The organism is Synechococcus sp. GEYO (assembly GCF_900473955.1).
Classification (GTDB): Bacteria; Cyanobacteriota; Cyanobacteriia; order PCC-6307; family Cyanobiaceae; genus Synechococcus_C.
The window spans coordinates 90,983-117,370 of record NZ_UCNL01000011.1 but is presented as its reverse complement, the minus strand read 5'-3'; the positions used below and the strand labels follow the sequence as shown (position 1 = coordinate 117,370).

Annotated in this window: 43 protein-coding genes; 25 read left to right on the top strand and 18 right to left on the bottom strand. The window is 55.9% G+C overall.

Features of this window, described 5'->3' with window-relative positions:
• The first annotated feature begins 9 nt into the window (after window positions 1–9).
• Window positions 10–570, top strand: a complete 561-nt coding sequence (locus DXY37_RS11640; RefSeq protein ID WP_244277116.1) for a pyridoxamine 5'-phosphate oxidase family protein — start codon at window positions 10–12, stop codon at window positions 568–570.
• On the opposite strand, the gene DXY37_RS11635 is transcribed toward DXY37_RS11640, so the two are convergent.
• Window positions 560–1,093: a hypothetical protein gene (locus tag DXY37_RS11635; protein WP_244277114.1), complete on the bottom strand. Its 534-nt coding sequence runs from the start codon at window positions 1,091–1,093 to the stop codon at window positions 560–562. The genes DXY37_RS11640 and DXY37_RS11635 overlap by 11 nt on opposite strands.
• On the opposite strand from DXY37_RS11635, the gene DXY37_RS11630 reads away from it, so the two are divergent.
• A complete protein-coding gene (locus tag DXY37_RS11630; RefSeq protein WP_115126812.1) occupies window positions 1,079–2,329 on the top strand; it encodes a glutathione S-transferase in 1,251 nt (416 codons plus the stop codon). The genes DXY37_RS11635 and DXY37_RS11630 overlap by 15 nt on opposite strands.
• A 416-nt stretch (window positions 2,330–2,745) precedes the next feature.
• Here DXY37_RS11630 and DXY37_RS13510 read toward each other — a convergent pair whose 3' ends face one another.
• A complete protein-coding gene (locus DXY37_RS13510; RefSeq protein WP_170951888.1) occupies window positions 2,746–3,027 on the bottom strand; it encodes a hypothetical protein in 282 nt (93 codons plus the stop codon).
• A 187-nt stretch (window positions 3,028–3,214) separates the two neighbouring features.
• Between DXY37_RS13510 and DXY37_RS11620 the strand changes: the two genes are divergently transcribed.
• Window positions 3,215–3,514: a DUF2811 domain-containing protein gene (locus DXY37_RS11620; protein WP_115126810.1), complete on the top strand. Its 300-nt coding sequence runs from the start codon at window positions 3,215–3,217 to the stop codon at window positions 3,512–3,514.
• A gap of 432 nt (window positions 3,515–3,946) precedes the next feature.
• On the top strand, window positions 3,947–4,801 hold the full coding sequence (locus tag DXY37_RS11610; protein ID WP_115126867.1) for an NAD(P)-dependent oxidoreductase: 855 nt from the start codon (window positions 3,947–3,949) through the stop codon (window positions 4,799–4,801).
• 20 nt (window positions 4,802–4,821) lie between these two features.
• Here the strand turns inward: DXY37_RS11610 and DXY37_RS11605 are convergent, their stop codons facing one another.
• Window positions 4,822–5,037, bottom strand: coding sequence for a chlorophyll a/b-binding protein (locus tag DXY37_RS11605; protein WP_115126808.1), 216 nt, complete (start codon window positions 5,035–5,037; stop codon window positions 4,822–4,824).
• 129 nt (window positions 5,038–5,166) lie between these two features.
• Here DXY37_RS11605 and DXY37_RS11600 point away from each other — a divergent pair, with 129 nt between their 5' ends.
• Window positions 5,167–5,541: a nuclear transport factor 2 family protein gene (locus tag DXY37_RS11600; protein WP_115126866.1), complete on the top strand. Its 375-nt coding sequence runs from the start codon at window positions 5,167–5,169 to the stop codon at window positions 5,539–5,541.
• A 242-nt stretch (window positions 5,542–5,783) separates the two neighbouring features.
• Window positions 5,784–6,305, top strand: a complete 522-nt coding sequence (locus DXY37_RS11595) for a DoxX family protein (RefSeq protein WP_115126807.1) — start codon at window positions 5,784–5,786, stop codon at window positions 6,303–6,305.
• A gap of 18 nt (window positions 6,306–6,323) precedes the next feature.
• Here the strand turns inward: DXY37_RS11595 and DXY37_RS13505 are convergent, their stop codons facing one another.
• Window positions 6,324–6,479, bottom strand: coding sequence for a hypothetical protein (locus DXY37_RS13505; protein WP_170951887.1), 156 nt, complete (start codon window positions 6,477–6,479; stop codon window positions 6,324–6,326).
• A 47-nt stretch (window positions 6,480–6,526) separates the two neighbouring features.
• Here DXY37_RS13505 and DXY37_RS11590 point away from each other — a divergent pair, with 47 nt between their 5' ends.
• The 5 genes from DXY37_RS11590 to DXY37_RS11570 all read left to right on the top strand — a co-directional run bounded on the left by DXY37_RS11590 (window position 6,527) and on the right by DXY37_RS11570 (window position 9,820).
• The gene (locus tag DXY37_RS11590; protein WP_115126865.1) at window positions 6,527–6,709 is read left to right on the top strand and encodes a hypothetical protein; all 183 of its coding nucleotides are present in this window, start codon (window positions 6,527–6,529) and stop codon (window positions 6,707–6,709) included.
• Window positions 6,710–6,724: 15 nt separating this feature from the next.
• Window positions 6,725–7,366, top strand: a complete 642-nt coding sequence (locus DXY37_RS11585) for an SOS response-associated peptidase (protein WP_115126806.1) — start codon at window positions 6,725–6,727, stop codon at window positions 7,364–7,366.
• A 222-nt stretch (window positions 7,367–7,588) separates the two neighbouring features.
• On the top strand, window positions 7,589–7,840 hold the full coding sequence (locus DXY37_RS11580) for a hypothetical protein (protein ID WP_136975612.1): 252 nt from the start codon (window positions 7,589–7,591) through the stop codon (window positions 7,838–7,840).
• Window positions 7,837–8,061, top strand: coding sequence for a hypothetical protein (locus DXY37_RS11575; RefSeq protein WP_115126804.1), 225 nt, complete (start codon window positions 7,837–7,839; stop codon window positions 8,059–8,061). Before DXY37_RS11580 ends, DXY37_RS11575 begins: the two co-directional genes overlap by 4 nt.
• Before the next feature lie 256 nt (window positions 8,062–8,317).
• Entirely contained in the window at window positions 8,318–9,820 is a 1,503-nt protein-coding gene (locus tag DXY37_RS11570) for a SagB family peptide dehydrogenase (protein ID WP_115126803.1), read from the top strand.
• Here the strand turns inward: DXY37_RS11570 and DXY37_RS13500 are convergent.
• Complete coding sequence (locus DXY37_RS13500; RefSeq protein WP_170951886.1) at window positions 9,817–9,987, bottom strand: hypothetical protein; 171 nt, start codon at window positions 9,985–9,987, stop codon at window positions 9,817–9,819. The genes DXY37_RS11570 and DXY37_RS13500 overlap by 4 nt on opposite strands.
• Window positions 9,987–10,496, bottom strand: a complete 510-nt coding sequence (locus tag DXY37_RS11565) for a hypothetical protein (protein ID WP_115126802.1) — start codon at window positions 10,494–10,496, stop codon at window positions 9,987–9,989. The genes DXY37_RS13500 and DXY37_RS11565 overlap by 1 nt, the downstream gene beginning before the upstream one ends.
• Window positions 10,497–10,607: 111 nt before the next feature.
• Here DXY37_RS11565 and DXY37_RS11560 point away from each other — a divergent pair, with 111 nt between their 5' ends.
• The 4 genes from DXY37_RS11560 to DXY37_RS13490 all read left to right on the top strand — a co-directional run bounded on the left by DXY37_RS11560 (window position 10,608) and on the right by DXY37_RS13490 (window position 12,240).
• The gene (locus tag DXY37_RS11560; RefSeq protein WP_369818414.1) at window positions 10,608–11,414 is read left to right on the top strand and encodes a prohibitin family protein; all 807 of its coding nucleotides are present in this window, start codon (window positions 10,608–10,610) and stop codon (window positions 11,412–11,414) included.
• Between the two features lie 88 nt (window positions 11,415–11,502).
• On the top strand, window positions 11,503–11,679 hold the full coding sequence (locus DXY37_RS13495; protein ID WP_170951885.1) for a hypothetical protein: 177 nt from the start codon (window positions 11,503–11,505) through the stop codon (window positions 11,677–11,679).
• Window positions 11,680–11,792: 113 nt separating this feature from the next.
• The gene (locus DXY37_RS11550; RefSeq protein ID WP_074160695.1) at window positions 11,793–11,966 is read left to right on the top strand and encodes a Nif11 family protein; all 174 of its coding nucleotides are present in this window, start codon (window positions 11,793–11,795) and stop codon (window positions 11,964–11,966) included.
• A gap of 115 nt (window positions 11,967–12,081) precedes the next feature.
• Complete coding sequence (locus DXY37_RS13490; RefSeq protein ID WP_170951884.1) at window positions 12,082–12,240, top strand: hypothetical protein; 159 nt, start codon at window positions 12,082–12,084, stop codon at window positions 12,238–12,240.
• Here DXY37_RS13490 and DXY37_RS11545 read toward each other — a convergent pair.
• A complete protein-coding gene (locus DXY37_RS11545; RefSeq protein WP_115126800.1) occupies window positions 12,231–12,608 on the bottom strand; it encodes a DCC1-like thiol-disulfide oxidoreductase family protein in 378 nt (125 codons plus the stop codon). The genes DXY37_RS13490 and DXY37_RS11545 overlap by 10 nt on opposite strands.
• Window positions 12,609–12,749: 141 nt before the next feature.
• Between DXY37_RS11545 and DXY37_RS11540 the strand changes: the two genes are divergently transcribed.
• A complete protein-coding gene (locus tag DXY37_RS11540; protein ID WP_115126799.1) occupies window positions 12,750–13,061 on the top strand; it encodes a TIGR03894 family protein in 312 nt (103 codons plus the stop codon).
• 139 nt (window positions 13,062–13,200) lie between these two features.
• Window positions 13,201–13,509: a hypothetical protein gene (locus tag DXY37_RS11535; RefSeq protein ID WP_115126798.1), complete on the top strand. Its 309-nt coding sequence runs from the start codon at window positions 13,201–13,203 to the stop codon at window positions 13,507–13,509.
• A gap of 707 nt (window positions 13,510–14,216) precedes the next feature.
• Here the strand turns inward: DXY37_RS11535 and DXY37_RS11530 are convergent.
• The 3 genes from DXY37_RS11530 to DXY37_RS13485 form a co-directional block, all read right to left on the bottom strand.
• On the bottom strand, window positions 14,217–15,665 hold the full coding sequence (locus tag DXY37_RS11530; RefSeq protein WP_115126797.1) for a glycosyl hydrolase family 57: 1,449 nt from the start codon (window positions 15,663–15,665) through the stop codon (window positions 14,217–14,219).
• 623 nt (window positions 15,666–16,288) lie between these two features.
• Entirely contained in the window at window positions 16,289–16,489 is a 201-nt protein-coding gene (locus DXY37_RS11525) for a hypothetical protein (protein WP_115126796.1), read from the bottom strand.
• Between the two features lie 273 nt (window positions 16,490–16,762).
• A complete protein-coding gene (locus DXY37_RS13485) occupies window positions 16,763–16,921 on the bottom strand; it encodes a hypothetical protein (RefSeq protein ID WP_170951883.1) in 159 nt (52 codons plus the stop codon).
• A gap of 137 nt (window positions 16,922–17,058) precedes the next feature.
• On the opposite strand from DXY37_RS13485, the gene DXY37_RS11520 reads away from it, so the two are divergent.
• From DXY37_RS11520 to DXY37_RS13480, 4 genes are all read left to right on the top strand, one after another.
• The gene (locus DXY37_RS11520) at window positions 17,059–17,313 is read left to right on the top strand and encodes a hypothetical protein (RefSeq protein WP_067093057.1); all 255 of its coding nucleotides are present in this window, start codon (window positions 17,059–17,061) and stop codon (window positions 17,311–17,313) included.
• A 67-nt stretch (window positions 17,314–17,380) separates the two neighbouring features.
• The gene (locus DXY37_RS11515; RefSeq protein ID WP_115126795.1) at window positions 17,381–18,325 is read left to right on the top strand and encodes an N-acetylmuramoyl-L-alanine amidase-like domain-containing protein; all 945 of its coding nucleotides are present in this window, start codon (window positions 17,381–17,383) and stop codon (window positions 18,323–18,325) included.
• A gap of 250 nt (window positions 18,326–18,575) precedes the next feature.
• The gene (locus DXY37_RS11510) at window positions 18,576–19,400 is read left to right on the top strand and encodes a peptidoglycan recognition family protein (protein WP_115126864.1); all 825 of its coding nucleotides are present in this window, start codon (window positions 18,576–18,578) and stop codon (window positions 19,398–19,400) included.
• A 70-nt stretch (window positions 19,401–19,470) separates the two neighbouring features.
• A complete protein-coding gene (locus DXY37_RS13480) occupies window positions 19,471–19,647 on the top strand; it encodes a hypothetical protein (protein WP_170951882.1) in 177 nt (58 codons plus the stop codon).
• Window positions 19,648–19,717: 70 nt separating this feature from the next.
• Here DXY37_RS13480 and DXY37_RS11505 read toward each other — a convergent pair whose 3' ends face one another.
• Entirely contained in the window at window positions 19,718–20,512 is a 795-nt protein-coding gene (locus DXY37_RS11505; protein ID WP_115126794.1) for a PhzF family phenazine biosynthesis protein, read from the bottom strand.
• A 7-nt stretch (window positions 20,513–20,519) separates the two neighbouring features.
• Window positions 20,520–20,741 carry a hypothetical protein gene (locus tag DXY37_RS11500; protein WP_115126793.1) on the bottom strand — a complete coding sequence of 74 codons (222 nt, stop codon included), beginning with the start codon at window positions 20,739–20,741 and terminating at the stop codon, window positions 20,520–20,522.
• Between the two features lie 110 nt (window positions 20,742–20,851).
• On the opposite strand from DXY37_RS11500, the gene DXY37_RS11495 reads away from it, so the two are divergent.
• Together DXY37_RS11495 and DXY37_RS13475 are read left to right on the top strand one after the other, a co-directional pair.
• Entirely contained in the window at window positions 20,852–20,989 is a 138-nt protein-coding gene (locus DXY37_RS11495) for a high light inducible protein (protein WP_066908436.1), read from the top strand.
• On the top strand, window positions 20,986–21,147 hold the full coding sequence (locus DXY37_RS13475; protein ID WP_170951881.1) for a hypothetical protein: 162 nt from the start codon (window positions 20,986–20,988) through the stop codon (window positions 21,145–21,147). Before DXY37_RS11495 ends, DXY37_RS13475 begins: the two co-directional genes overlap by 4 nt.
• Before the next feature lie 83 nt (window positions 21,148–21,230).
• Here the strand turns inward: DXY37_RS13475 and DXY37_RS11490 are convergent, their stop codons facing one another.
• Window positions 21,231–21,896 (bottom strand): SDR family oxidoreductase, encoded by a 666-nt coding sequence (locus DXY37_RS11490; RefSeq protein WP_115126792.1) that lies wholly within the window; start codon window positions 21,894–21,896, stop codon window positions 21,231–21,233.
• A 119-nt stretch (window positions 21,897–22,015) separates the two neighbouring features.
• Between DXY37_RS11490 and DXY37_RS11485 the strand changes: the two genes are divergently transcribed.
• Window positions 22,016–22,843, top strand: coding sequence for a J domain-containing protein (locus tag DXY37_RS11485; RefSeq protein ID WP_115126791.1), 828 nt, complete (start codon window positions 22,016–22,018; stop codon window positions 22,841–22,843).
• A 34-nt stretch (window positions 22,844–22,877) separates the two neighbouring features.
• On the opposite strand, the gene DXY37_RS11480 is transcribed toward DXY37_RS11485, so the two are convergent.
• The 3 genes from DXY37_RS11480 to DXY37_RS11470 all read right to left on the bottom strand — a co-directional run bounded on the left by DXY37_RS11480 (window position 22,878) and on the right by DXY37_RS11470 (window position 23,696).
• Window positions 22,878–23,201, bottom strand: coding sequence for a hypothetical protein (locus DXY37_RS11480; protein ID WP_115126790.1), 324 nt, complete (start codon window positions 23,199–23,201; stop codon window positions 22,878–22,880).
• 48 nt (window positions 23,202–23,249) lie between these two features.
• Window positions 23,250–23,354: a DUF4278 domain-containing protein gene (locus tag DXY37_RS11475; RefSeq protein ID WP_136975611.1), complete on the bottom strand. Its 105-nt coding sequence runs from the start codon at window positions 23,352–23,354 to the stop codon at window positions 23,250–23,252.
• Between the two features lie 153 nt (window positions 23,355–23,507).
• Complete coding sequence (locus DXY37_RS11470; RefSeq protein ID WP_067093064.1) at window positions 23,508–23,696, bottom strand: hypothetical protein; 189 nt, start codon at window positions 23,694–23,696, stop codon at window positions 23,508–23,510.
• 123 nt (window positions 23,697–23,819) lie between these two features.
• Between DXY37_RS11470 and DXY37_RS11465 the strand changes: the two genes are divergently transcribed.
• Window positions 23,820–24,023: a hypothetical protein gene (locus DXY37_RS11465; protein WP_115126788.1), complete on the top strand. Its 204-nt coding sequence runs from the start codon at window positions 23,820–23,822 to the stop codon at window positions 24,021–24,023.
• Between the two features lie 20 nt (window positions 24,024–24,043).
• Here DXY37_RS11465 and DXY37_RS11460 read toward each other — a convergent pair whose 3' ends face one another.
• Window positions 24,044–25,969, bottom strand: a complete 1,926-nt coding sequence (locus DXY37_RS11460; RefSeq protein ID WP_115126787.1) for a DUF4114 domain-containing protein — start codon at window positions 25,967–25,969, stop codon at window positions 24,044–24,046.
• Window positions 25,970–26,113: 144 nt separating this feature from the next.
• Complete coding sequence (locus DXY37_RS11455; protein WP_115126786.1) at window positions 26,114–26,314, bottom strand: chlorophyll a/b-binding protein; 201 nt, start codon at window positions 26,312–26,314, stop codon at window positions 26,114–26,116.
• Window positions 26,315–26,388 lie beyond the last annotated feature (74 nt).

Sequence of the window (26,388 nt, the reverse complement as noted above, 5' to 3'; positions counted from 1 at the left end):
GAAACGGCGATGAGTCTTCCCCCTTGGCGATCACTTATGCGCAGTGCTCGTCAACGGGAGGGGCGATCTCCCGGCGCCACCTGGCTGCAGTTGGCGACGACTGCAGAAGACGGCACACCACGAGTGAGAACGCTGGTGTTCAGGGGTTGGAGCCCTCGTGGGGACTTGGAGCTGCTGACCGATGTGCGAAGTGAAAAGTCTTCTCAGCTGCCCAGTCAGCCGAGGGTTGAACTGTGCTGGTTGTTTCGCAAGGCTAAAGAGCAGTTTCGACTGAGGGGCAGGGCGCATCTCGTCACTGCTGAGCAGGAACCGGAGGCGTTGCTCGATCATTGGCAACGCCTGTCGCCATCCGGTCGCATGGTCTGGGCCTGGCCGTCTCCAGGTGAACCTTTTGATGCGCAAGGGCCCTGGCCCCAGGAGGTGGCTGATGACGAGCCGATCTCCTCGCATCTGCTGATCATGCGTGTTGCTCTGGAACGTGTCGAGCAGCTCGATCTCAAACCCCATCCCCACCTTCGCCGCAGCTGGGAGCTCCGAGATGGCTGGCATGAGCAACGTCTCAACCCCTGAGAGTCCAAAACGCCAGTCCGCCGCCTCTGCCCCGCGCGGCCATCCACCCCTCTGGGCTGCGGCTGATCAGGGCAAAAAACGGCTCTCGACCTTCTTGCGGTGGCGGCAACTCCTTCTTCAACAGCGTGAAGCGGCCGAGCAGCAGTTCCACCTGCTCAAAGCGGAACTTCAGCAGTGGTTGGCGGCCATTCAGTTCGCCTGGACCTGTGAACTGGAGGGTGAGTCCGGCGAGGTTCACGGCGTTACGCAGTTGAAGCCCGTCGCTGGATCCGCCGCTGATTTCGAGGCAGGCACCGATGCTGCGCAGCAGCCAGCCGTTGAAGGCATTGGCTTCGGTTTGACCCTTGGGCCATACGGTCTTGAGTTGCCAGTACCCCATCAGGTTTCCGGCGGTCAGTCCTGAACCGCTGCGACGAGCCTGCTTCTCGAGATCCAGTAGATGGCTGTGTTCGATGTCCACGGGTGATCCGCTCTGGCGATGATCATGCAGCGGTGCTCCGAGGATGCCATGACAGAAGTCCAACCTGGCGCTGATGCGCTCAGCTGGTCTGAGCTGGATGCTCTGGCGGCCCCAGCAGCCGAGCGCATCCAAGGACCTGCCAATTCCCAGGCCACCTTGCGCCTGTTTGGTCAGCCCGAAGACTCGATTCGGGTCACATTGTTCCGCGATCACCATGCCTGGTGCCCGTACTGCCAGAAAGTGTGGCTTTGGCTTGAGTTTCGCCGGATTCCGTACCGAATTCGCAAAGTGACCATGCGCTGCTACGGCCCCAAGGAGCCCTGGTTCACTGCTCTCGTTCCGTCGGGGATGCTTCCGGCTCTGGAGCTTGATGGCCGTCTGATCACTGAAAGTGATCGGATTTTGGAGGCTCTTGAGCGAAGCTTCGGGCCCGTTGGTGCTCCGATGGCCGACCGCAGAGTGCGTCGGCTTCGGGATCTTGAACGCCTGCTGTTCAGGGCCTGGTGCATCTGGTTGTGCACTCCCGGTCTGGGAGAGCGACAAGAACGTCAGGCCCGTGATCAGTTTCAGCGTGTCGCCCAGCAAATGGAGCAGGCGCTCATCAGCGGCGGCGGCAGCTGGTTGGATCCCGATGCACCTGATGGTCCGATCCCTGGCACAGCAGACCTGGTGTTCATTCCTTATGTGGAACGGATGAACGCCTCACTCGCTTATTTCAAGGGCTTTGCGTTGCGCGAGGAGCATCCCGCAATCGATCGCTGGCTCACGGCACTTGAGCACCTGGAGACCTATCGAGGCACCCAGAGCGATGTGCACACCCATGCCCATGATCTACCGCCGCAGATGGGCGGCTGCTGGGCTGATGGCAGCGAGGCACAGCAACGCATGTCTCTGGCGGTGGATAGCGGAGCCGGACTCAATGAGCTTGAACGTCGCTGGAGCTCGTCAAGCGAGATGGTGTCTGCAAAGGCGCGCGCTTTGGAGAGGGTGCTGAGGCATCGCAGCATTCTTCTGGCCAGAAACCCCCTTGGTGATCGCTTTGATCAACCGCTGAGGGCTGCACTCACAGCAATGGTTCTTGACCAGCCCGTGACACCGGAGACAGGTTCGGCCTCAGCATTGCGTTATCTGCGAGACCGGATTTCCGTGCCCCGGGATATGCCGCTGGAGAGCGCCAGGTTGCTGAGGAAGTGTCTGGAGTCCACTGCGGCACTGGATGGTGATCAGCATCCAGATGCACTGCCGTTTGAGCATCGTTTCGATCAGGATCCCAGGCCTTTTTTGACCCATCACAGCTGATGGATTGGTTCAGCAACTGGCGTTAGATCCACAAGATGAGAGAGACCCTTGCCATCAAAAAGCCACCGCCTTGGCAGTGGCTCGACTCTTGGCTCGGATCATTCCCATCACCCGGCCTTCTTCGGGAGAGTAGGGATCCAACACGCGAAATAGGTGTTCAGGCATACCTGGTCATCAATTTCAGCAGCGATGCACCATATGTGGCGTTGACGAGCCTGATGAGTGATCCCAAGATGTGGATCCCCATCACCCTGGCCCGGCTGCACTAGCAGTGGGGTCTTTTTTGTTGCTGTCCTGGGTTGTGGGACTGGAGCCAAGCTGTTTCGTTGTCCATGGATGGGGGCTGACCGCCCTTGAAGGTTCGGTTTCAGGCCCCGTTCCTGCAGGCGTTGGAATTCAGCTGAGCTTGTGAGCGATCAGAACATCGATGCGGATCGCGTTTGATCCGTATCGGACATGGAGAAAAAATAAGTAGCAAGCGCTACTCGCTTTCCCAAGCAACCTTGCCCCAGTTTATTTCTCAAATGTCTTTGCTCTTGGCGCGTCCTATGAGACTTCGAGGGATAAGCCTTGCTAATGGCGGGTTGTCCTGTGGAAAAAAAGGACGATTTTCCACTGGTCTCAAGAGCTTTTCCACAGAAAATCCCCGAAACAGCAGATGAAAATTGAAAATCTGTGGTTTTTGCTCCGAGTGCCATTCGCCGCTTGACAGAAAAGGAATTTCGCTTGAAAGGCAACTGTTGGACCGGATCGTCAAACCAGAAGCCACTGCAGTGAGACGAGTCTCGTCTGAGATCAGGGATTGCTGGTAATTCTGCGAGAGCTTTGACGTCCTTTGTGATTCATGGCTTTGTGGTGGCGAATAGCCGGACGTACGAAGACTGAATGGATCGCTATCAACTGGAAAGCTGCGTCAATCCGGCTCTGGTCGTTGCCACTGAAGAAGAGACTCCGTTTGTGAGTCTGGAATCTGAAATACCTGAAGTCCTTTTCACCGCCATGAAGGGGTTCATCGGTGCCAACCCCAACTGGGATCAATATCAGCTGATGAGCTCAGCATTGGCGCGATTCCTGTACCAGAACGGCTGTAGCGAAAGAGCAGTGACGGAGCGCTATCTCGATGACTTGTTCGCAACTCCGATCGCTGCATCCTCCAAGCAAGGGAAAGGCTCAACAACGACTTGAAAATTTCGTTTTCAAGTGATCACTTTTGATTGATTTAAGAACTGTTAGAGATGAATATCAGCGGGCATATTGATTGTTGCGAGCTAATCCTCAGAGGCCATCATTCCAGTTAGAAGAAGGCCTTCTTTTGGGTCAAATGCTGGGATAAGCGTTTGACAATCCCCAAATAGCCCAGGCTGCGATGTAAGCGAAGGTCAACGTGGCCAACGCTGTCGTGATTGAACTGGGGCGCTTGGACACTGGGAGCTGGATTTTTCTCGCCATCACTTGAGGCCAGACATCTCCCCATTGGTTGCTCAATCCGGCCTTGGTGACCACTGATGTGTTCGAGCTCTGACGGAGCACCTGACTGGCGCAGGCTCATCAAGGTGCATGCGCAGATCGAGCTGGACCGTCGCCTGTTGCAAGGTGGAGGAGATTTCAGGCTGCCTGATGACCACCATTACTTTGCTGGGTACTGGCCTTCTAGGCGCTGCAATCGGACAACGGCTGCTTGATGTGGGCTGCACGCTGAACGTGTGGAATCGCAACCCCACTCGCTGTGCTGGGCTTGTGCAGGCAGGGGCTCAGCAGCTGAACCTTCCCGGCGAGGGGCTGGACTCTTCATCCGTTGTGATCACAGTGCTGCGTGATGGTCCTGTTACCGCAGAGATCATCGGCAGCCTCGGCCCCCTAGCTGGGAGATGCATCGTACCGATGGGCACCATGGGCATCAGTGAGAGCGTCTCCCTCGCTGAGCAGGTAAGCCTGCAGGGAGGCTCTTATCTGGAAGCTCCGGTGCTCGGCAGTCGTCCTGAAGCGTTGAAGGGCAGTTTGTTGGTGATGGCCGGCGGCGAGCAGGATGTGTTTGAAGCTCAGTTTCCGCTCCTACGACAGCTGGCATCAGAGCCGCGATTGATGGGTGCTGTGGGCACGGGTGCTGCCTCGAAGCTGGCTCTCAATCAGCTGATCGCCAGCCTGACCCATGGATATTCACTGGCACTGCGTTTGGTTCAAGCCTCCGGTCTGGACGTCGATCGCTTCATGGAGGTTCTGCGTCCTTCAGCTCTTTATGCCCCCACCGTCGACAAGAAGCTTGAGCGGATGATGTCTCACCACTACGGCGATCCAAACTTCAGTACCAGTCTGCTGCGCAAGGATCTAAAGCTCTTTTTGCGGGAGGCGCGATTGGCTGGAGTGGACGCTTCTGCTCTGGACGGACTCGCGAGTTTGCTGGAACGGGCTACTGGCACGGACCTTGATGTTGGCGACTACTCCGCCCTGCATGAACTGACGGATGGACGATGAGTTGGCGGTTGTGTTGAAGCTCAGCTGAGGTACCAACGGATCATGGCCACCACCTGCCCGGCGGGACCATGGCCGGTGATCCACTCGCCGATGATCGCGGCTGCAAATCCCACCATTGCGGTGCGTCCATTGATTCGCTCAACGATCTCCAGAGCCGACGTGTTCCAGGGGCGATTGGTGGTGAGGCTTTCTCCGAAGGCTTCGATGGGTTCGTATTGATATCGCTGATCGGGCATGGGACGAGGCTCTGGCGCGGCCCAGAAGCTTATGCAATCTGCGCAGAAATCTGAATAGTGTGATTTTCCTTGTTGGGCCTTGCTGTGAAAGTTGATCGTCTGCGTGAACTGTTCACGAAGCCTTACGGCATGGCTGCTCCCACTGAGGAGCAGTGGCGAGAGCTGTATGACGAGAACGTGCGCTTCAAAGACCCGACTCAGGAGCGCAAAGGCATAAAGGCCTACGTGGAGGCCCAGGACGGCTTAATGCGGCGTTGCGATGACGTGTCTCTCACTCCCGCCGCCATCGCCATCGAGGGCGACACCGCATTTGTTGAATGGGAGATGGGACTCAAGATCAAGGGAATTGAGTTTGTCTACCCTGGCACGAGTCGGCTGCGATTCAACTCTGAAGGCAAGGTGGAGGACCACAGGGATTATTTCGATTTCGTGGGCCCAACCTTTGAGCCCGTTCCAGTGGTGGGTGGTTTTGTGCGCTGGCTTTACAAGCGATTTGTTGACTGAGCACGGCTCAGTTTCCAGAACAGCAGGCTGAGGGTCGCAGCCCCGAAGCCAAGGAACAAAGTGATGAGCACTTCGCTGGTCATGTCAAGCACTCGTAATGTTTCTTCATTCTGGAGGGTATCACCACGGGTCGCGACGCCGCTGCAGATGAGTATATCTGCTTATTTTTCGCCAGATCCGTTCTTTGGTCACACGAGACAGGGGGCTCGTCCCTTACGTTTCGTAAACTATCTTTTAGTTCTGTGATCAGGGCAATTCTTACTCGCTCATTCCTTGCTGACGCTGGTCTGCTTCTGCTCCGGGTGTTCACCGGAGTGCTCCTGATCCACCACGGTTACGAGAAACTCGCCAATATCAACAATTTTGCAGACGCGTTTGTCCGTCCTCTCGGGCTTCCCTTCCCCATCACGCTGTCTTACATCGCAGCTTTTTCAGAAGTTGGCGGCAGCTGGTTGCTGATCACAGGTTTGCTGACCCGTTTCGGTGCCCTGGCCATTCTCGGAACAATGACCGTGGCGATCTACCACGCTGTCAGCACCGCTGGATTCAATATCTACCTGCTTGAGCTTCTTGGTCTTTATTTCGCATCTGCCACAGCAATTCTGGCCGTGGGTCCAGGTCGACTTTCCGTTGACGAGCTGATTGCTCGCCGATTTGCACCCGATACACGTTCTCAGGCCGATCGTCTTGAAGCAGCTTTTACCGCAGATGCCGAGGCCGCTAATGACGTCAAAGCCGACGTTGTGGCTGACGGCGTCAGCTGAATTAGCTTTTGCTCTGCCTCAGTACACAGATTGAGGCAGGGTGAATCCACTGTTCATGTGCTCGAAATCGAGTAACACCCAGCTGAGCCAGATCACCAGCGCGACAACGCCAGAGACCGCAGCGAAGCGGGCGAAGTTGCGGGCAACCAGCTCAACAATGCTGATCTCCTTCATTGACCGGTGGCGAGGATCTTCATTTTGCTCGATTTGTCGCTTCGCTGATGCCTTTTCACCTCGACCCTCCAACATTCAGTTTGCTCGTGGTCGGTTCGGTCTTTGCGGGTCTGCAAGTCTGGTGGATTGGCTCACTGGTGATTCGCAACAATCGCCGTCGCGGAGAGCGACCTCTTTCCACTCAGCAGTTCAGACGCGATCTGGAACGTATCTTCCGTCAGGAATCCTGATCGAGCCAAGCTGAAATGTGCGGTCGTTATGCCCTCGCCACGCCCCTGAGCCAGCTTCCAAAGGTTTTGCTCGAGCGCATGGACCACGAACATCGCACTCGCTACGCACCACGCGATTTGATTGTTCCTGGCGAGCCCCTGCTGGCCTATCGCTCTGATCAGTCGGGTCCAGAAGCATCGCTGATGCTTTGGGGGTTGATTCCTGGTTGGCTGAAGGATCCTTCGCAGGGGCCCAGGCCTTTCAATGCCCGTTCGGAAACGGTCGCAGACAAGCCCAGTTTTCGAGGCTCCTGGCGTTATCGACGCTGTCTGATCCCTGCCAGTTGTTTCTTCGAAAAAGGTCGCGCGATCAGACGCATTGATCGCCAACCCTTCTGGCTTGCTGGCCTCTGGGAGCGTTGGTTGGGGAGTGATGGCAGTGAGGTTGATAGCTGCACTGTCCTCACAACGAGTCCGAATCAGCTCGTCAAACCACTGCATCACCGGATGCCCGTGCTGATTCCGCAGGGATTTGAAGAAGCCTGGATGTCAGCCTTGGATGGCCAGCAGTTGAGAGCGCTTGAGCCGCTGCTCAGTCCATGGGATCCCAGGGGCTGGGAAGTGGTCTCTGGCAAGGACAATGGCCAGCTTTCGTTGCTTTCTGCTTTGCAGAGCTGATCCGTTGGTGAACGGACGAAGTTTTCGGCAAGCCCCAATTGCTTTCAAGCCAATCCTGTTCGGACAGTGAGTTGACGGCTTGCGAAAAGACGTTCGACGGTGCCTCTCCTTTTGCGCCATTCAGCTTCGATCTGCATCAATTGAATCCCTCCCCTGGTCGAGGAGACCTTGCTTTGTGGAGCAATTGATACGGCACGGGGACGCGTGAGTATCAAAATCTAGTTGGCACTGATGATTATGGCTAACACGCAAGCTACAACTTTTCAGCGTCGAGTTGGAGAAGTGCTGATTGCTCAATTCTCCTCGAAGCTGCTGCTCAATCTGATTTTTCTCTTGACCTGGTTTTGGGGAATTTTCTGGATTGTCAATGCAGCGGAATCGGATTTCAGCGTTTTCATCGCGGGTCTGCCGGCAATGCTTCTTGTCGCCGGTGGATGGTTCACCTTTTTGAATAGAGGCTTTAACCGGAAATGAACAGCTCCACTCAGGTCACAACTGAATTGCCAAAGAATTTTCGGGCTTTTGGCTTTGCATTCTTTATGACTGGTGCTTGCTTCCATTGCATTGACTTTCTTGGTGCTGAAGACACTTTGATGTGGGGAATGGGGCTCGGATTTTTAGGAGCACTTCTACTGTCGTTATATTTTTGGGCTCGAATTGCTGTGAATAAAAAATTCTGGAAATATTTGGTTTGACGATTGCCTCAGGCCTTTTGGTCAAGGTTGCATGGGGTTCTGTTGGATCTCCGTCTTTCTCGGGAGATCCCGGTTTATATGTTCATCCTGTTTCGTTGAATCAGTGAGCTTGGGGTTGTCCTACCCTTTGGATTGTGCAGATGCTGAGTAGTCCTGGTTTTGGCGACTTTGATTGCGATTTTCATTGATGCATTGATTTGAGCCTGTTCTGATTGCAGCAATTGTGTCGCAGGCACTTGAGGCTAGTGTTTGCAGGATGCTGAACTATCGATTCCGCGAGGGTGTTCACGTTGATTCGGGTGAGAACGCTGTTGTCATCACCAGTCCCTATGCCACGAGGCTGAACTCGATCCAGCAATGCCTGAAGATTGAAGACCCAAGTGATTCATTGATGAGTCTCTTGCATGATCTGTCTGCAAAAGGCGTGAATCGAGCACAGTTTTGCATCAATGATGATGCTTTATCCGCCATTGCTGATCAACAAGAGCTGTTTGATGAGCTTGAGGTTTTTTACGCCAAGGGATTGCTTTTCGTTGAAATTAGCGGATGCAAGGGTGCAGCGATCTGTCTGGATCCTGTGAAGCCGTTGCTAAACCGAAAGACTGTCCCTATTGGCGACTATCGCATTAGGTTTTCTCGGTTTGTTCATGTTCAGCCCCGGCTTGATGGGCTACAGATCACAACACCTTTGGCAGTGGCAACGGTGTTGCTGAAGGATCAAAGATTGTTCCCGATCCTCATGCAGCTCGTTTCGTCGTGCGACCGGAAGACCTTCCAGGACGCTCTGCCTGATGATCTGCGTGGGCACCATGAGGATGTTGTTTCTCTGTTGTTGAGCTCTGGAGTCGCAGGCGTCTGTGATGGCGAGGGTGTTGTTGATATCGACAAGGAAGCCGTCGATGCGGGCTGGACGCCTGAAGACCTCGCGTTTCACTGTCATACGCGTGAACAGATGATTGATGTTTGTCGCGATCAATCACTCCCGAAGCCTGTCAACCAACAGAGGTTTTCTGCGAAGCATCAAAGAATCGTTCTTTCTACGGTAGCCCTTCCTGAGCCGTCGCACATTCATCACAACCTGAGTTTTTTTCAAGTCGTTCGCGAACGTAAAACAATCCGGTCTTTTCACGAACAGCCCGTGACTGCAGGTGTGTTGAGTGATTTCCTCTGGTACTCCATGCACATTCGGGAGGAAATTCTCTGCGATCCAGGTTTATCGCGAGCGTATTCCGGCTTGTTGAGACCTGTCGCCAGCGCAGGAGCTCTTCATTCCATTGAGCTGTATTTATGCATCCACCGATGCATCGGTCTTCAGCCAGGGTTTTATAACTACGACTCCCTTAATCACTCTCTGGGAAAACTGAGTGATCTCGGCGAACCTTGTCTGCAGATGCTCGATCTTGCTGCTGCCTCCACCTGTCGTGCACCTCAGGCCGCTTCTGTATCGCCGGGCCAGGGCCAGCGACCGGATGTGCTTGTTGTGATGGCTGCCCGCTACGGCAGACATGCAAGTCTTCATCAGCACACCGGTTTGTCCTACGCGCTGATCCTCAAAGATGTGGGGTCGATCTACCAGCAGCTGTATCTGGTGGCGACGGCGCTTGGACTCGCTCCTTGTGGACTGAGTTTTGGCAGCAGCGAATTGTTCGAGCAGGCTTCAGGCCTTTCCGGACGGCTGGAATGTTCCGTGGGTGAATTCATGATTGGCAATCCAGCCTCAACGCATGGATTTGACCCTGGGGCTGCTGTTGTGGCTTAAAGCCTGTCCTGCCGCAGACGCCTCATGGTGTTTCTGGGCATCATCCGGTTGTCTTGCAGTGAGGGCATCCGATTTCCCGGCTGTCGTGCGCGCGGATGGAAGCCGATCAGCACCATGCCAATCAGCATCAAAAGGATCACCGCTCCGACTCGAAGCATCTGGAGCATCAGCTGATCTCGTCCTCCAGTCCAGGTTGCACCACACCCTGCTCGAGCGGCAGCAACTCTTCGTCGTCGCCGGCCCTGCTGCGCACCGGAGCGCTGAAGCCGCGAGCGCGTGGGTTTTTCACCTCAAACGGTCCTGGTGTTCCAGCCGGCACTGCCAGTCGCAGTGCAAAAGGGTGGTCTCCTGGAGACACATCGCCGATTGATCCCACGCGTGTGCGGTTCTGGAGCACCGGTTCGCCACTGCGATCCAGAATTCGGGCATACACATCCGTATCCACAACGGAGTTGCGGCCGGGGTTGTTGACGTTTCCGCTCAGCACGTAGCAGCTAGCTCCTTCCGGGCTGGTGATGTTGCTGCGTTGCCTGTTGCTGTTGCTCGGCTGTGAGCCCGGGTCGGCAGCGTCGCAGGGAGCGAGGCTCACGGAGGTGAGCCGCAGGTCTGCTGCCCATGCCGGTTGCGCCATCAACAGGAGGGCTGCAAACAGCAATGAGAACAGGCTTCTCAGCATGGGACCCAGACAGGATGGGCGGACGCTATCAGGGCTCAATCGCTCCCGCGAGCAGAGAGCGCCGCTCGTCGCTAGAAGAGAGCGAACTTCAGCGTCTGACGCATTCACTTCATGCAGAGCCCTTCGTCGATGCGATCGGTCACCCCAGGAGGTCCCGAAGGCGGTCTGGTGGCGATTGTTGCCCTTGTTCTGGCCGGTTTGCTGCTCTTGGGTCAGGCGCTGTTCGTTGTCCCGGCCGGTGAGGTGGCGGTGATCACTACTCTCGGAAAGGTGAGTGGTGCTCCGCGCCAGCCGGGGCTCAATGTGAAAGCTCCGCTGGTCCAGCAGGTGTGGCCATTCAGCATCAGAACCCAGGTGAGGCCGGAGAACTTCGCGACGCTCACCAAGGATCTTCAGGTGATCCAGGCCACGGCCACCATCAAATACGCCTTGCGCCCTGACGAAGCCGGCCGGGTTTACAGCACGATCGCCAGCAGTGATCGCGATGTTTATCCGCGCATCATTCAGCCTTCGCTTCTGAAAGCGCTCAAATCGGTGTTTTCCCAGTACGAGCTGGTCACCATTGCGTCTGAGTGGAATGACATTTCCTCGCTGGTGGCCTCAACGGTTGCTGAAGAACTTGACCAGTTCGACTACGTGAAGGTTGTGGGCCTGGATCTCACCGGTCTGGAGATCGCTGAGGAATACCGAGCTGCCATTGAGCAGAAACAGATTGCTGAACAGCAGCTGCTTCGCGCCCAGACCGAGGTCAAGATTGCTGAGCAGGAAGCGCTCCGTTATGACACGCTCAACAAAAGCCTCGATGATCAGGTTCTCTACAAGCTCTTCCTGGATAAGTGGGATGGCCAGACTCAGGTTGTTCCTGGTCTGCCAGGTGGTGCTGGCGGAACTCCTCCGGTGATTGTCGGCCGGAAGTGATGTTGCTTAAGCCGCTGGTCTTGAGCAGGTCATTTGCGCCGGGGAGGTTTGTCCTCCCGGTCGGTTGGCCTGCGAGGTTGGTCTGAGCATGAACCAACGCGCAGCTACAGGATTGTTGCTGGTGCTTCTGTTGGGTCTGATCACCCACTGCGCTGCTCGTACGCGGGTGAGGGTTCAGTACCGGGTGTTGCCGCAACAAGGACCTTTGCCGCAGGCTCCTGCTCCTTCACAGCAGCACAATCGGCGTCCAGGTGTGCTGATGTGATGCCGCTTGTCAGAGCAGCTTCCATGGCTCGTGTGTTGGGGAAGAAAAACCGATGGATGCGGATGTTCCCTTCTGGTTGGGTTAGCGGTGGAGAAACCCTCTGGAGGTTCCCCATGTCCATGAAACAGCTGGAGACTTTTCTCGCCAGGGCTAACGGCAACGACAACATCCGCCGCGAGGTTGAGCAGTGCGCTGGTGACACAACCTGCGTGGCCAAGGTTGGAATGCGCCATGGGCACAAGTTTTCCGCTGCCAACTTCAGCCGCTGGCAACGCGAGCACAAGTGATCATTCGGGCCGCCACTTGATCAGTTGGCGGCCCTTATGTAACGGCACATTGACGACATCCACGCCTTTTCCGTTGAAGCTTTTAGAACCGCTCGGTTGGATATTCGAGCGTTCCATGCAGATCAGCTTCAGCAGTGAACTGGCACATTCAATGGCTGTGATGCTGATGGAATTGCACGCTGAACTGGAAGAGTTTGCTTACCAGCAGGATCATGTGTCTGATCATGCTGAGCGGCTATCCACCAATCTGCTGGGAAGCTCGGCTCAAGCCTGATCTGGATTCACTGGCAGTCCACGCATTTTCAGAGCAATCTGTCTGGCTAATAGGAGCCCCGGATACAGGCGATTGGCTCGACCAGAATTGCTGAACAGACCATTTAAGAGGAGCAGCAGAGGATCGCTGGGAGACAGCTGCTGACAAAGCCTGGAGATGGCTTCACTGCCATGCCAAATCTGGTCTTCATCCATCAGCACAGCGCCGTTGCTGAGATTAAATCCTCGATTGCGCAGTTCAGCTCTCAGTGCATGGTCACTGCGGCCGTCTCTGATCACCAGGTCGGGAAGACCACCCATCAGTTCACTGCGGTGTGCGAAATGCCTGCAGAACGGGCAGCCGCCGTCATAAACGAGTGTGAGAGCCATGTAGACATCCTGGCGTGTTCAGATGCTGTTCAGCGGCAGTGGTAAGCAACGGTCTGCCGTCAATTCTCTGTTTAACGGAAGCGCGCTGCACTCTGAACGGTAGGTTGATGCCATCGATTAAACGGATCGCATCGGGCTCGAATGGCAGACAAGGAACTCCTCAGAGAGGTGGCGCTTGAGCTTTGGGGCTCAGTCAAGAAGCTGCGTCCAGGCCTACCAAGGGAGTCTCGGCTTGAGCTCACGCTCAAAGCCTTGATGGTGATCGGCGATCTGCATGACCAGGTGCAGGCGGCTGTGGTGGTTGGCGTGATTGCTGAACAGGAACCTCCTGAGAATGAGCCTGAAGGGCAGGATGTGACCAAGTCGGCAGACTCGGCAGACTCCGCTCCTGAAGTCGAACAAACACCTGACGGTCGCCGAGTGGTGCGTCGCCGCTCCCGCTCCACCGGTTGAGTTGGGCGACCGCGCCAGTTGTTGTTGATGCAGCAGTGCTGGGTTGGATTCGTTTTGGTGCTGTTGCCATTGGATCGGGTGACGACAGTCAGCCGTTCTGACCAGCTTCAGGACTGTGAAACTCCAATGATGTTCTCTAATGAGTGGTGGACTCTCGCTTGAATCGCTTAAAGAGCGACAACGGTATGCCGACTGGTATGAGGCAAAACCTGAGGAGGAACAGCTGCTGATCGATGAGATCGCAGACCAGACCGATTACATTCTTGGCGAAGATCAGAACAATGCATTTATCGTTCTTTTAAGGCAAAGCGGAATCAGAAATGCCGATCAGTTTGTTGATTCCTTTTGCGTCGAATATGAGGGTGTTGTCCAGTCTGATGAGTTTGTGGTCATTATTTTTGAGGGTAATTCATACTTTTTTAGAAGGTTGTGCAGTCGCTCCCAATAAAAACTTGGCCTGATGGATGAATGGGGTAAGCACCTAACCATGAGATCCCCATTGTAATAAAGGTGATGCAGCTCAGTCACACCAAGACCCACTTGATTTTGTTGGGATAAAGCGTCATGGACTCAGGCAGAAATTCCTGTTGATTCACAAGCGTTAGTGTGCTCCCAATAGCTGTTCATAAGCTTAGAAACGACCCCCTATTCCATCTACCACCAATGAAAGTCCCCCAAACCAAGGCCCCAGGGCGATCTTTGGCCCGTTTGTGGGATGCGCCTTCATCAGCCTTTCAGCGACGGTGCGTATGTTCACAATCAATCAATGAAAGGTCTTAAGTGTGTTGTTCACTGCTCTGCTGTTGGCGGTCTTCTGAGTGCGGTGTCGTTCTTCGCAGTAGATCCTGACATCAAAAGGCCCTGCATCTAGCATAGAGATATCATCTGGATTCTACAGATCTAAAATGACATTATCCACGGTTCTTGTTTATGTTTCTATCCCTTTCGTATTAGTCACCCTCTACTTCGGTACAAGAAACGGTTTTTACAATACAGATAAGTATGACGGAGACGGAACCGCCCATAAAGTACTGAAGTGATTTAACAAGAAAGGAAAGCGATGAAGACCCACGACATTCTGGTATTGATGGCATTTGGATGCTCGCCCGTGATAGAACCTATTGCCTGACCAATGAGGTCACAGTATTAGGCACATTATCGATTCAATAGCCGCATCCCTTGCTCGTAGATGTCAGTTGCGTACTGGGTCCATTGGCCTTGCCCCCAGTACCTAAAGCAGCTGGTTTCCAGCAGCAGCAGATGCATCAGTGCATCTCGGAAGTCAGGTGACTGCGACAAGCCTGGCTGTTCAGAGAGCTGCTGATCGAACTGCTGGTGAAAGCTTGCGCTGAAGCGCTGCATCGGTTGGAGCACATTGTCGTATCCCTCAACCCAGCTGAGGTTGTTGGTCCATGAAGCACCCTCCATGGAAAAACCGTCGTTGGCTGAGCTGAGCTCATCGATACTTGTGGCAACGCTTTCCACGTCACCCGAGTCACCCGCCTTCTGCCATAACCGATGTTGGTGCACGGCTTGGATGCGGGGATGGTCACTTGTTTTCAGTCCCATTGCCTCGAGTTGTTCGAGGTATTCCGATCCATTGAGTGCGGCTGTGTCTGGTTGGCTCTCGCGAATGCGGTGATTGGCTTGACGGAAGGCTTCCGGAAATTCATTCATCATCACACCACCGTTCTCTCCGTCAGCGATTTGGCTGACGAGAGAGGGGATCTCAACGTTGCCAAGTCGTTGGCGACTGAGACCAAACGCTTCCTCACACGGTTGCATTTGCCCGACGAGTTTGGTGTCGGACCCCTGGGTCTTGATCAAGGCTGTGATGCTGACTTCTTCGCCTGAGCAGGAACGAGCCACCAGCCTGTTGGGAACAAAACGTTGTTGGGAACTGAGGGGAGATCCATCCAGCTGTTCCACGCTGTGTTCCTGAACGAGCAGCCAGCGATAACCGGCTTCGAGCAGGCTGTTCACCAGCGCAAACAGGGTGTCCGGGTGATTGGGCAGGTGCATTTCCGGCAGTGAGAACCCACGCACGCGCTGGAGAGCGGCGTCGCCAAATAGGTCGGCGAACTGGTGTTGCCATGCGCTGATCTGCAGAGCCAGATCTGGAATGGGCGTGGAGGGCGCAACAGCATGGCCCCAGAACGTGCCCAGCCATTCCACATGTCTTTCCATCTCGGCATCACAGGCCAGGTAATGAAGAGCCTCGGTGATGTCTCGGCGTTGCATCTGCGTGACGCCCCAGAGAAGATTTCCTGAGTAATCGAGCATGATCCGCGGATTGCAGCCCTCTCTAATCAACTCCGGGATCAACGTCGCCATGCGCCTGTAGCACTCAGCGAAGGGTTCAGCGTTGTGGTTATCGCCTTCATTGGGGTGTTCCAGCATGTACTGCAGGTGGGAGATCAATGCTCCATTGGGACCTGCGGGCACCGTGGGTTGATGCATATGCAGCGCACAGGCGAAGGCCGATTTCAGCCCCTGAGCTCCGTGCTCGGTTGATGGCCAGTTTCGAGTCGACTCCTGCATCAAAGTGCGCAGCTCCTGCTCTCTTCCACAGATCACAGGGTGGTGTGCTGACTGGATCGTCATGAACGCCTCTCTTGTTGAGCAGGATGTGATTGATGCTGGTCGCGGTCAGGAGATGTCTCGCTCCCTGACCGCGACAGCTGTTTGAGTCGGCATGAATGAACCCCCGGAATTCAGAGTTGGTGCTGAATTCCGGGGGTTTTTGCCAGCAATTTGCTGGTTTGGTGACCGCACCATCCGGATGAATGGAACGGCCTAACTCGCTCGTTTGTTCATTGGCTTCCTGTCTGAATCTGAACGTGATCCTGTTTGAATTCGTTGCGAAGGACAGTGAGTGAAGCGAAGGAAAGTAGAAGCGAACAATCCTGCTGTGAGCCTCTTGAACCAGATTTCTGTGAGGCTTGGCTGATTGGATCGGCTTTGATGCCCCGATCAATTGCACCTCATGTTGGTTGAGAGAAACGTTGGAGCAGTGAAGAACAGCCGAATCGCTTCTCAGATCTGCTCAGGTGGAGTGTCTGCCGTCATCCGGTGCCTCCGATTGGATGACCCCAGTGTTGATGTTGTATGGCCCCCTAGGCAATCAGTGCAATCACGCATTGTTCTGGGGTGAGACCTGCGTCAGGCTGAATTCATAGTGGCCACTGCTTCGCCCCGATTCCGTCTTGCGGAGTGATGCAGATGTTTCAATCTTTGGCCCAGCGCTGATTGCACCTGCTGGAGCAGTTCATGTCCCCATCCGAGTAGCTGTAACCAGCTTTGCGGTTATCCTTTTCAACTTCCGCTGGGCTTGAACCACTGAAGTTTCTGGTGGTTTTGGCCTCGACAGCGATGGTGGTTGCCAGCAACCCAGTGGCAGTGACCAGAGCGAGGCTGAATGCGCGCATGATCAGAGTGAAACGGAGTTGATCCTCTGGTTTTCAGGCATTCAGGTCAAGAAATGGCAAGCAATCGTGTGAAAGGGCGATCTCAATCCCAGGCTTGAGAAATGGGATTACTTCACTGTCCACTCTGTATGGGCCTGGCTGTTTTGTCGGCGCTTCGCTTCTCTGCTCACGCTGTGATGGTTTTTCAGCTGGAGAGGCAACGGCTGGAACGTTCGTCCCACGTCGATCAATCGATGGCAATGCTGCTGCGCCTGTGATACAAACGATTCGTGGTCACTGCTCCGAGACCACCCAGGCTGTTGCAGCCCTTTGGCGGAAATAGAGGTCAGTGAGTTCCCGAGCCAGAGATTGAAGCTCGTGCACATCAGTGGTGGCATCAATCATCCGCTTGAGCGACTCGGCTTCGAACTGCTGAGAAAGATTGACCTGCATGAGAAAGCCGGTTGTTGGCGGGAGCTTAAAAAAATGTCACGACCGTTCGCGAGAGCCCTTGTCCGGTAGATCTGCGATGGCACTCGCGGTGGCCTGCTGCGAGCGTCATGATGTAACAACTTCGTTACAAATCTCCGATGACCCTCGGCGAGCTATTCCTTGAAAGCCTTTCCACAGGGGTGATTACAGAAGATGAAGTGGATTGGCTGGCTTCTCATCAACATGTTTTTTCGCGAGCCGAGGAGGCCGCTGCAGTGCGCCTTGGACGCTTGATGGACGATGGCGTGGTCAACCTCGGTTGCCGAGTTCCGCCTCAGTGGCTTCAGCATCGGGATGTGGTTGAACACTGGATTGAGCCTCTCGGTCGGCGGCGTCATGCGGCGCAGGCTTGATGCGATGTTGCAGCCGAGTGAATGAGCATCCGAAAAGTGAGAGCGTGAATTCTTCAAGCATGCCGATATGGACTTCACTGCGCTGCTCTTCGCCGGGCTGACAACGCTTTCTCTTTCTGTTGGTCAGCAGGATTCGGGGATCATTCCGTCAGGCGATCTTCAGCAACTGCCTGCTGGTGGAGCCACGTCCAGCTTGTTCCAATTCATTGAAGAGAGCGTTGTTGTTGAAGGCACCAGGTCAAAATTTGAACGGGCTCGATCCCTGATACGAGGATTGCCTGTGAATGAGGCGATTGCCCGTCTCGCTGAGTTGTTTCTTGGCAGCCCCTATCTGGCCATGTCTCTCGATCAATCCGGTCGAGAACAGTTGCGTCTTGACCTGACCCAGTTCGATTGCATGCTGTTTGTCGAACAGCTGCTCGCCATCGTGTCGGCTGATTCGTTTGATGGTTTCGCTGAACTGACTCGGCGCCTTCGCTACCGAAACGGCGAAATCAGTTATTGCACACGTCAGCATTATTTCCACGACTGGGTTGGCTCGGCGCAGCTTCAGGGAGTGCTTGCGGCGTCTCCCGCTTGGCCCGGGCAGGCCAGGCGCCATCTGTCGCTCAATTTCATGTCGAGCCATCGCGATCGATACCCCGCCCTGCAATCGCCTGCTCTGTTTGATTGCATCGCTGAGCTGGAGCAGGGAAGGCGGATTGATCAGCATTACCTGCCGCTTGCGGCGCTCGATGATGCGCTTACCAGTCTTCAGTCCGGCGATATTTTTGCTGTGGCAACGCGGGTCGAAGGTCTTGATGTGAGCCACACCGGGGTTCTGGTTCGAGATGGCTCTCGGCTAGATGCCATCCATGCAGCCCCCGGTCGAGGCGTGATGCGTTCGCGATCATTCACCACTTACCTTCGCTCAGTGCCTGATGCAATCGGTGCAGTGATCGTGAGGCCGCAAAGGATCAGTCAGTTTCATTTCTGCGGCAATGAAGCGCTGACCTCGAAGTCCTGTCGTTGAAGATCTTTGATTGAAGACCAGATTGCCATCGTTGTGTCTGTGGTTCGTTGCAATGAAGCGGTTCCAGAAATCTCGTTGATCTTCTGATCGATTAGTTGATGAGTTGAGTCATGAATTAATTGATGAATTGCTCGATCAGCAGGCAGATGACCTGATTTGCTTGCTCAGCAAGATGATTGATGTCGCAGTTGCTGAGCATTCGATCAAGCATGAGATTGTTGATCACGTATTGAACGTGCCCAATGCTGTGATGAGATCACTGCCGCATCAGTTCGCGATTTCACTGGTGATTGGCCTTTGCAGCTGTTCGCTTTTGGACGGCGATTCCGGTGGCAAAGGTGTGTCTGACACGGCTGTTGGAGTTCCGCCATCTCTGGATCGGCCTCCTCTGATGCGCCTGGGAGAAAGCCGTGTCGCTGCTGCGTCGCTGGAGGTGATTCAGGCCTGTGAAAAGCGTCTTGGCCTTGCTGCGGAAGATGTTCAGTTGGCTCACCCAACCAATTTCGGAGAACGCAAGGTCAGGGATTCGTGGGGACGCGTGTTGCAGGTGAAGCCGATGGTGATCGTGCTGCACGAAACAGTGATCAGCGAGCCTCAGGCCCTTGGCCTGTTTCAGACCAACCATCCGGACGATGATCAACAGGTGAGTTATCACATGCTGATTGGCCGGGATGGGCGCCGTGTGCGGATTGTTCCTGATCAGAAGCGTGCCTACGGCAGCGGCATGTCGGCCTTCGGTGACATCACGATGAGGGATCGGCCCGGCAGTGTGGGATCGATCAACAACATCGCTTTGCATCTCAGCTTGGTGACGCCGTCGGATGGTCGCGGCGACTCACATGGCCATTCTGGTTACACGAACGCGCAATACAAATCGCTCGCAGAGCAGGTGTTGCTTTGGCAAGCGACATTCGGGATCCCCATCACGCGCCTGACCACGCACGCGGCCGTGGATCGAAGTCGCAGTCGATATGACCCGCGCAGTTTCCGTTGGGATCGTTTTGACCCTCATTACAACCACGCAGCAGAGCTCTGTGGGCTCAATCAGTTCAACAACGAGCAGGCAGGTCCGTGAACGAACAAAGCCTGGGAGGAGTGATCTGCGCGGCATCTTCTAAATTCAACGCTGCTCTTGCGTTAATGCCGTGCCGCTGATTCCCCGCTGGCGGTACATGACCGACGACAGCAAGGCGCTGGTAAAGCGTGGTGCTGTGAGTCTGCTGGTTGTGTTCGTCGCCGTGATTGTGTTGCGTGCACTGCTGCCCTGGGTGTTGCTCGGCGTGATTGCCTGGTTCGTCTGGTCTTGGGTTGCGCGGCGTTGATTGGCGCTGCCAGTCGACATCCCTTGAACGATGTCGATGAAGGTTCGTCGTTGTTGCGTGGATCAACGCGTTATCCATCGATGTGAATCACGCCACTGAGATAAGGGATCACACGGCCGCTGATCAACACTCTTTCATTCGCCAATGCGCAGTGAAGCAATCCCCCTCGAGCTGAAAGCTGACGGGCAACCAGGCTTGCGCGATCGAGTCGATCAGCCCAGTAAGGCGCCAGGGTGCAATGTGCTGAACCGGTCGCGGGATCTTCTGCGATGCCGCATGACGGAGCGAAGAACCGGCTGACGAAATCAACGCCCGAGTCTGACCCTGGTGCTGTGACGATCAGACCCCGTCCGGGAAGAGCGGCGACAGCTTCCGAATCAGGCTTGATCGCCTCGACCTCACGCTCATCTGCGACCACCACCATCAGATCCATGGCCTGCAGACAGGCAACGACGTTGGTGCCAAGGATTTGATTGAGTCCGGTCGGGGTGGCGCAAGGTTCCCCCGGCTGCAGTGGGAAGTCGAGAGTGAGCTGCTGTCCATTGCGGCGAACCGTCAGTGGTCCGCTGTTGGAGCTGAACTGCACAATCTCGAGGTCGGGTTCACGCTGGAACACGACATGGCCAGCCGCCAAAGTGGCGTGGCCACAGAGATCCACCTCGCAGCTTGGAGTGAACCAGCGAAGCTCATAGTGACCTTCGCTGCCCACATAAAAGGCGGTCTCGGAAAGATTGTTCTCAGAGGCGATCGCCTGCATCATCTGTTCCGGTAGCCAGGTCTGCAGAGGGCAGACAGCGGCAGGGTTGCCCTGAAACGGACCTTCAGCGAAGGCGGCGACCTGTTCGATCGGGATCGTCTCTGTCATGACCTGCTCAGCTGGATTCGTTGCGAGTGTGTTCATCGACAGAGCCGCGTGATCTCTCGACCTGCGTGAACAGAATCCAGGCCATGGATGCGAGGACTCCCCCGGTCCAGTGGCTGCGCAGCAGTTCCACGATCGCAACGGTGCTTGCGGCAATGCGTAGGCCTCGCATCAGAATGTCCTGAAGCGCAGGCCTGACAGGCGTTGACTTGGAGGGCGTTTGCGGGTCCATCGTTGAGCAGCCTGTCACCGTTCAAGCGTCTGGCCGACTAATCAATTGCACGCTGAGCCACACAGGGGCGACACAATCTGTTACAAAGGGTGGACACGCGATTCTTCCCCATGGACAACGCAAAATTTGGTTTCTCCGCCTTCGCTGAGCAGTGGAACGGCCGTCTAGCAATGATGGGCTTCGTGATCGGTCTCGGAACCGAGCTTCTGACTGGTCAGGGAATTCTTTCCCAGGTTGGCCTCGGTTGAAATCCATTCAGGAGCCTGATGTTTGGGCACCGGAAGATCGTGTTGGATACGTCCAGCTGATTCTCTTCGGTGCGTTCATCGCGACCCTCGGAGTAGGTGCCAACATTGTTGTGAAGTACCTCTGGTCATCGCTGGACGCTCTCAGCAATTATTTTTGATAGAATTCATCCAGCAACCACGATTGCCGGTTTGAATAAGCCCCTGCTAATTGCAGGGGTTTTTTAATGGCAACTGCCATTCTTTACCAAGGCAGCACTGTGCCGTTGGCGTGCCAAAAGCTGCCACTGTTCTCAAGAGTCAGTTCATCAATTCGTGCAATCAGTCCGTTAACAGAGTCCTCCGGGCTGATGCCATTGGGGTTGAATCTGATCATCCGAGTCTTGACCAGGCCAGGATGCAGTATCGCCACGGCAATGCCTTGGCTCTGCAGGTCTACTGCGAGCGATTTGCCAGCAATATTCAGCGCCACTTTCGACATCCTGTAGCCGTAAGAGCCCCCTGAGCTGTTGTCTTCGATCGAGCCCATGCGGCTGGTCATCAGCACCAGTTTTGATCCTTCAGGCATCAACGGAATCAACGCCCTGGCAAGCAAAAGAGGAGCCAATGCATTGACCTCGAACTGCTGGCGGATGCCATCAGGGTCCAGGTCGCTCAGCCCCATCGACTGCAGGATCCCTGCATTGAGAATCACGGTGTCCAGCTGTTGGCCGGCCAGTCCGTTGACCAACGCAGCGATCGAATCTGGGCTGGTGAGTTCAATCCCTGATTCAACCCGTACGCCAAGGGCGTCCAGTTCGTCGCTGGACTGACGGCAGACCGCGATCACCTTGTCTCCACGCCTGTGGAGCTGTTGGCAATAAGCAAGACCGATTCCCCTGTTGGCACCGGTCACCAGAGAAGTCGCCAAGGGCCGAATCGCAGTTGAGCACCATCCTGCCGTCAGCATCAACGGATGGGGGTCTCTCCCATCGTCTCGGCTCGTAGTCTCTTTGCATTCGCTGAAGCGGTCGCCGTCGCGCGGTTTTCATGGGCTTTGATCCGCGCCAGTGGTCGTCGTCATCGTCAACCCGTGACGATCGCAACCGGCAGAACCACGCTGAACGTGTCACCAGCAATGTGGAAGCTTTGCTGCGGGAAAACGATGCTTTGCGCAGGGAGGTGCAGCGATTGCATCAGCAGCTTGATCGTTTGCAGCGGAAGCAGTGGCAGCGACCTCAGCGTGATGCGGACCGTGATTGGAACCGGCAACAACCATCGACTCTGGTGAACTCTGCGCAGGTGCAGCGCTGGGGAGATTCTCTGGCGATGCAGCCGGGTTGGAGTGCGTTGCGCCAGCATGGCCTTGAGCAGCTGATCGACCAGCTCAATCGCAGCAGCTTTCACTCTCAGCTCAGCTTGAGCCAGAGGCTTGACCGGGTGGTGAGTGGTCTTGGCACTGATCTGTTGGCTGCCGTGGGGGGAAAGTCCACGAAGAAAACCGCGGCGGTGCTAGCGGCGTTTGCCCTCTATGGGGTGCGGGCCAGTGAATGGCTTGATGAGGATCCACGCAGGGTGGTGGCGGAACTCCGTCACCGTCATCGGCAGGGCCAAGATCATCGCCAGGCAGGCAGCAGCGGTCGGCGAACACGCAGTGATCAACGAGCGACGGATCGAGAGCCAAGCGAGCAGGGGCGTACTGGATCGAGTGATGCGCGTTCCGAAGCGCTGTCGGTTCTCGGGTTGAAGACGGATGCCTCCCAGGAGGCCATCAAGCAGGCATTCCGGACGTTGGTCAAGGTGCATCATCCCGATCTGGGTGGATCGGCAGATGCTTTTCGCCGGGTTAATGACGCCTATCAGTTGCTGATGGCCTGAAGGCAACGCTGCCAAGCCATCTATTGCCCTGGCCTCATCGCCATAGCACTTCGATCGTGGCGCCTCCAGACATGTCGAAGCGGATGCCTGTTGTGCTGTTGCTGCGCTGATAACTCTGTCCCGCTTCGCTGTACAGGAAGTTGAATGTCTGTTCGCGGAACATGATGGTCACGTTGCCCTGGCGCTGGCTGAACCGACACGGACCGGATTGGATCGGAATAGAAGGGATGTGATGGCTCAGTTGGCAATGGGCGATCGTGCTGTCGGCATGAACCCTGGTGGCTACTTCAGTGATGGCGAAGCCAAGGATCAAGAGAAGAAGCCTGCAGGTGAGTTTCAGAGGATGGTGCAGAGGCATGAAAAAAGCCCTGACAGAGCAGGGCGTTGTGCCGGAGTTCGGCGGAACTCATCTGGCCACTTTCTGGCCCCGGTACACGAGTTCAGGACGCTCGCTGCTTTTGGCGACAGCGGTGTTCTGCGCGTACTTCTGGCCGCGGTAGGTCAGTGTCATGTTGGTTCCTCGAAGCAAGCTCAGGTCCCCGTTCCATGGCCTGAGTCGTACTGCGCCTCGCCAGGGACGAGGTGAACGATGTTGAGAGCCTCAACACGATTTTTATAGCAGGCTGGTCAACAGTGAGGTCGTTCGCGCCGCTACACGGCGCGTTTAACTCTCCTCCGGAAGCGGGCAGGGCATCAACGGCAGGCAATCTCCGGAGGGGTTCAGCCATTCCTCGAATTCACTGCGAACTGCATCGGCGTCGACGCGACGGTCGGTGCTGTGCAGAACTCTGCAGCGCTGCCGGCTGTAATCCACCGCGGCTCCAATCAGTGCAATCGCTTGTTCTTTGGTCATGGGCTGCCAGCAGTTGGATGCATGCTTGACGTCCAGACCGGCTTTGGTCGTGACAATCGCGACAGTCTGTGAGTTCTGCGGCGTGGTTCGGCTACTTAAGATGAGGCCAGCGTTGGCCGCGACATGAATCCCAAGCAGGTGGGTGCCCTTCGACGGGCCGTGATCTATTTCCTGGTGGGATATGGCGGACTGACTGTGATCAACAACAGCGGTCTGGCTCCTGAACGGATGTGGCTGGCCTACACGCCCTTGTTTGTGGGGGTTTATTTCTTCGCGCGCTGGGCGGACGCCAGGATCGCTGCGTCAGGCCAGACCAAGGACGAGTGACTGGAAGATGAGAGTGTCGTTCAGACTCCCAGGCTGAAACGCACAATCAGATCGTCATAGTCGCGATCGCCACCTCCGTAGCCATCCTCCATGCCCCATCCATTGGCGCCGAATCCGGTGAAATGCCCGAGCTTGTCGGAGTTGGCCGCGGCAAAGGCGAAATAGCGCTCACTGCGCGTTTGATTGATGACCAATGGTGCGTAGATCGCGCCGCTCTCCAGGGTGATGCTGAAGGGAGCGATCTTGGAGTTGATCAACTCCAAGTTGTTGTCGCTGATGAGGTCGGCGCGACGGGCTGCTGCTTCGGCATATCCAGGCTCGCTGGGTTTGAGGATTGAGCCACTCAGAGGGTCCACCACCGTGCCCTCGTCGTCGAAGACGGAATACCACTGAAGAACGGAGTCGTCTGCAGCCGATCGGCTGAAGGATCCTGAAACGGTGACACCACTTGGCGCATCAACCTCCCTGATATCGATTAGATCAATGGCAGACGGCTGAGTTCTTTGGCCTGGCAGATCCGTTGCTGTTGAGGAGGACGCCTCGAAACTGCTGAAGAAGCGACGATCCTGAGGATCGAGGTAAGCCAGGATTGTCTGTCCTGTCATCGTGTCTTTGACAGCAGTACCAAGCAGATCTCCCACAGGCCGGAGGTTCCAGGGATTGCGCAGAACGGCACCGTCGGTTTCCACAAAGGTGACCTGCCTGGCACCGTCCAGATCGAAGCTGATCGGAATGCTGTGGTCCTGGCAGGGCACGGTGAAGGGTCCCGGAGCAGCGCCGGGAGCATCGGGACTGTTGCCTGGCCCACCTGGGTTGTACACAGCGCTATAGCCATTTCCGGATGGCATGCGAACGGCACTGAGTGCCTTGATGGCATTCAGATCACCTTCAAGGATGACGTCGTAGTAGTTGTCATGGTCCTCCACATAAGCCGCATTCACAGGAGTGCCTGCCGGTGCCAGATCAGCGAGGCCGACCACGGTGAGCGTGCCCTGATTCCCGATGGCATAGGACACTCCCGTTTCAGTGATCGTGATGCTCTCACCGCTTTGCGTGGTTGCCTCTAGCTGGAAAAACCGGCTGAAGTCATCCGGCATCAGGCTCGCGATGCCGTCCGGTGAAAAACCGGCGCTGGTGTACAGCCGCAATCGATACTGCGCCTGATCGCCGTAGAGGTCGGAGCCACTGTTGTGTTGTGATGCAGCACCGACCCCGACGGGTCCGCCCTCTCCCAGATCGCTGTACTGATTCAGCTTCGCGGACACCAGTCGAGGACCGTTGCCTGCCACGTAGGAGTTGCTGCTGTCGATCGACAGGCCAACGGCGTTCACCGGCCCTGATCTGCCAATCATCTGCAGCGGTGTGCCGTCGTTGACGATCGCCACCGATATCGGGTACCTGGCACCGGGACTGCCAGGTGTGATGCGATTGCCGAAATCACCGTCGATCACGACAGTCTGGCGTTCGTTGTGCTCGAGGTTCGGCAACAGGCCCGCGATCTGGGGGGTCACCGTGGTGCCGTTACTGAGGGTTACCTCAAAGTCACTGCCGTCGGCATCCAGTGACGAGGGCAGCACGGGAAAGCTGAACACCAGTGGCATGGTGTCAGCGAGCAGCAGTCTGGTGGCATAGGTGCCGCTCGCGCCCACCAGGCTCGCAGCGGATGTGAGTGCCCTGAGGGATGGGTTTAGAGCCGGATCGAGGGTCTGCCAGGCCACATTGAATTCCGCAGCCGCCTGTTTTGCATTGGCACCCATCAGGCGTGGGACGCCCATGTATCCGTCGAAGCCGAAGTTGCCGGTCAGAAACTTGGCGTCGTCGTCGAACAGATCAGCTCCGTAGACGATGGGTGTGAGCAGACTCGACGCCAGTGTTGATGCGTTGGCGATGTCGGCGTTGATGGTGTCGAGCAGTGGAGCGGCCCACTCGCTGTAAACAAGCGCCATCGTTTCCGTAGCCGTTCTCTTGAAATTTAGGGACGCTCACGGATCTTTCAAACGGCTCAGATCTGACGCTTCTCATTAAAAAAGAACCTCGATAGCGACTGCTAGAGAGGTGCCATGGGTTGGTTGAGCGAAGGCTTCGAGGGCTCAGCTGAGGCCCAGCACTCCGAAAGTGATCTGGCTGAGGATGCCGTGACCAGTCAGCGCTTCGGTGAGAATTCCGATCACGAAGCCGAGCATGGCAACGCGGCCGTTCAACAGTTCTGCGCGCACTAGTCGCTCACCTTTGATCTGGCTCGCAGCTGCATCCTGGTACCACTGGTCTTGGGTGGATGTGGAAGAACTCATGACTCATGCGCCTGTAAAAGAATATTAAGGGCTTTTGTAACGGAATGCAACGCATCCGATGGCGGTATGGCGAG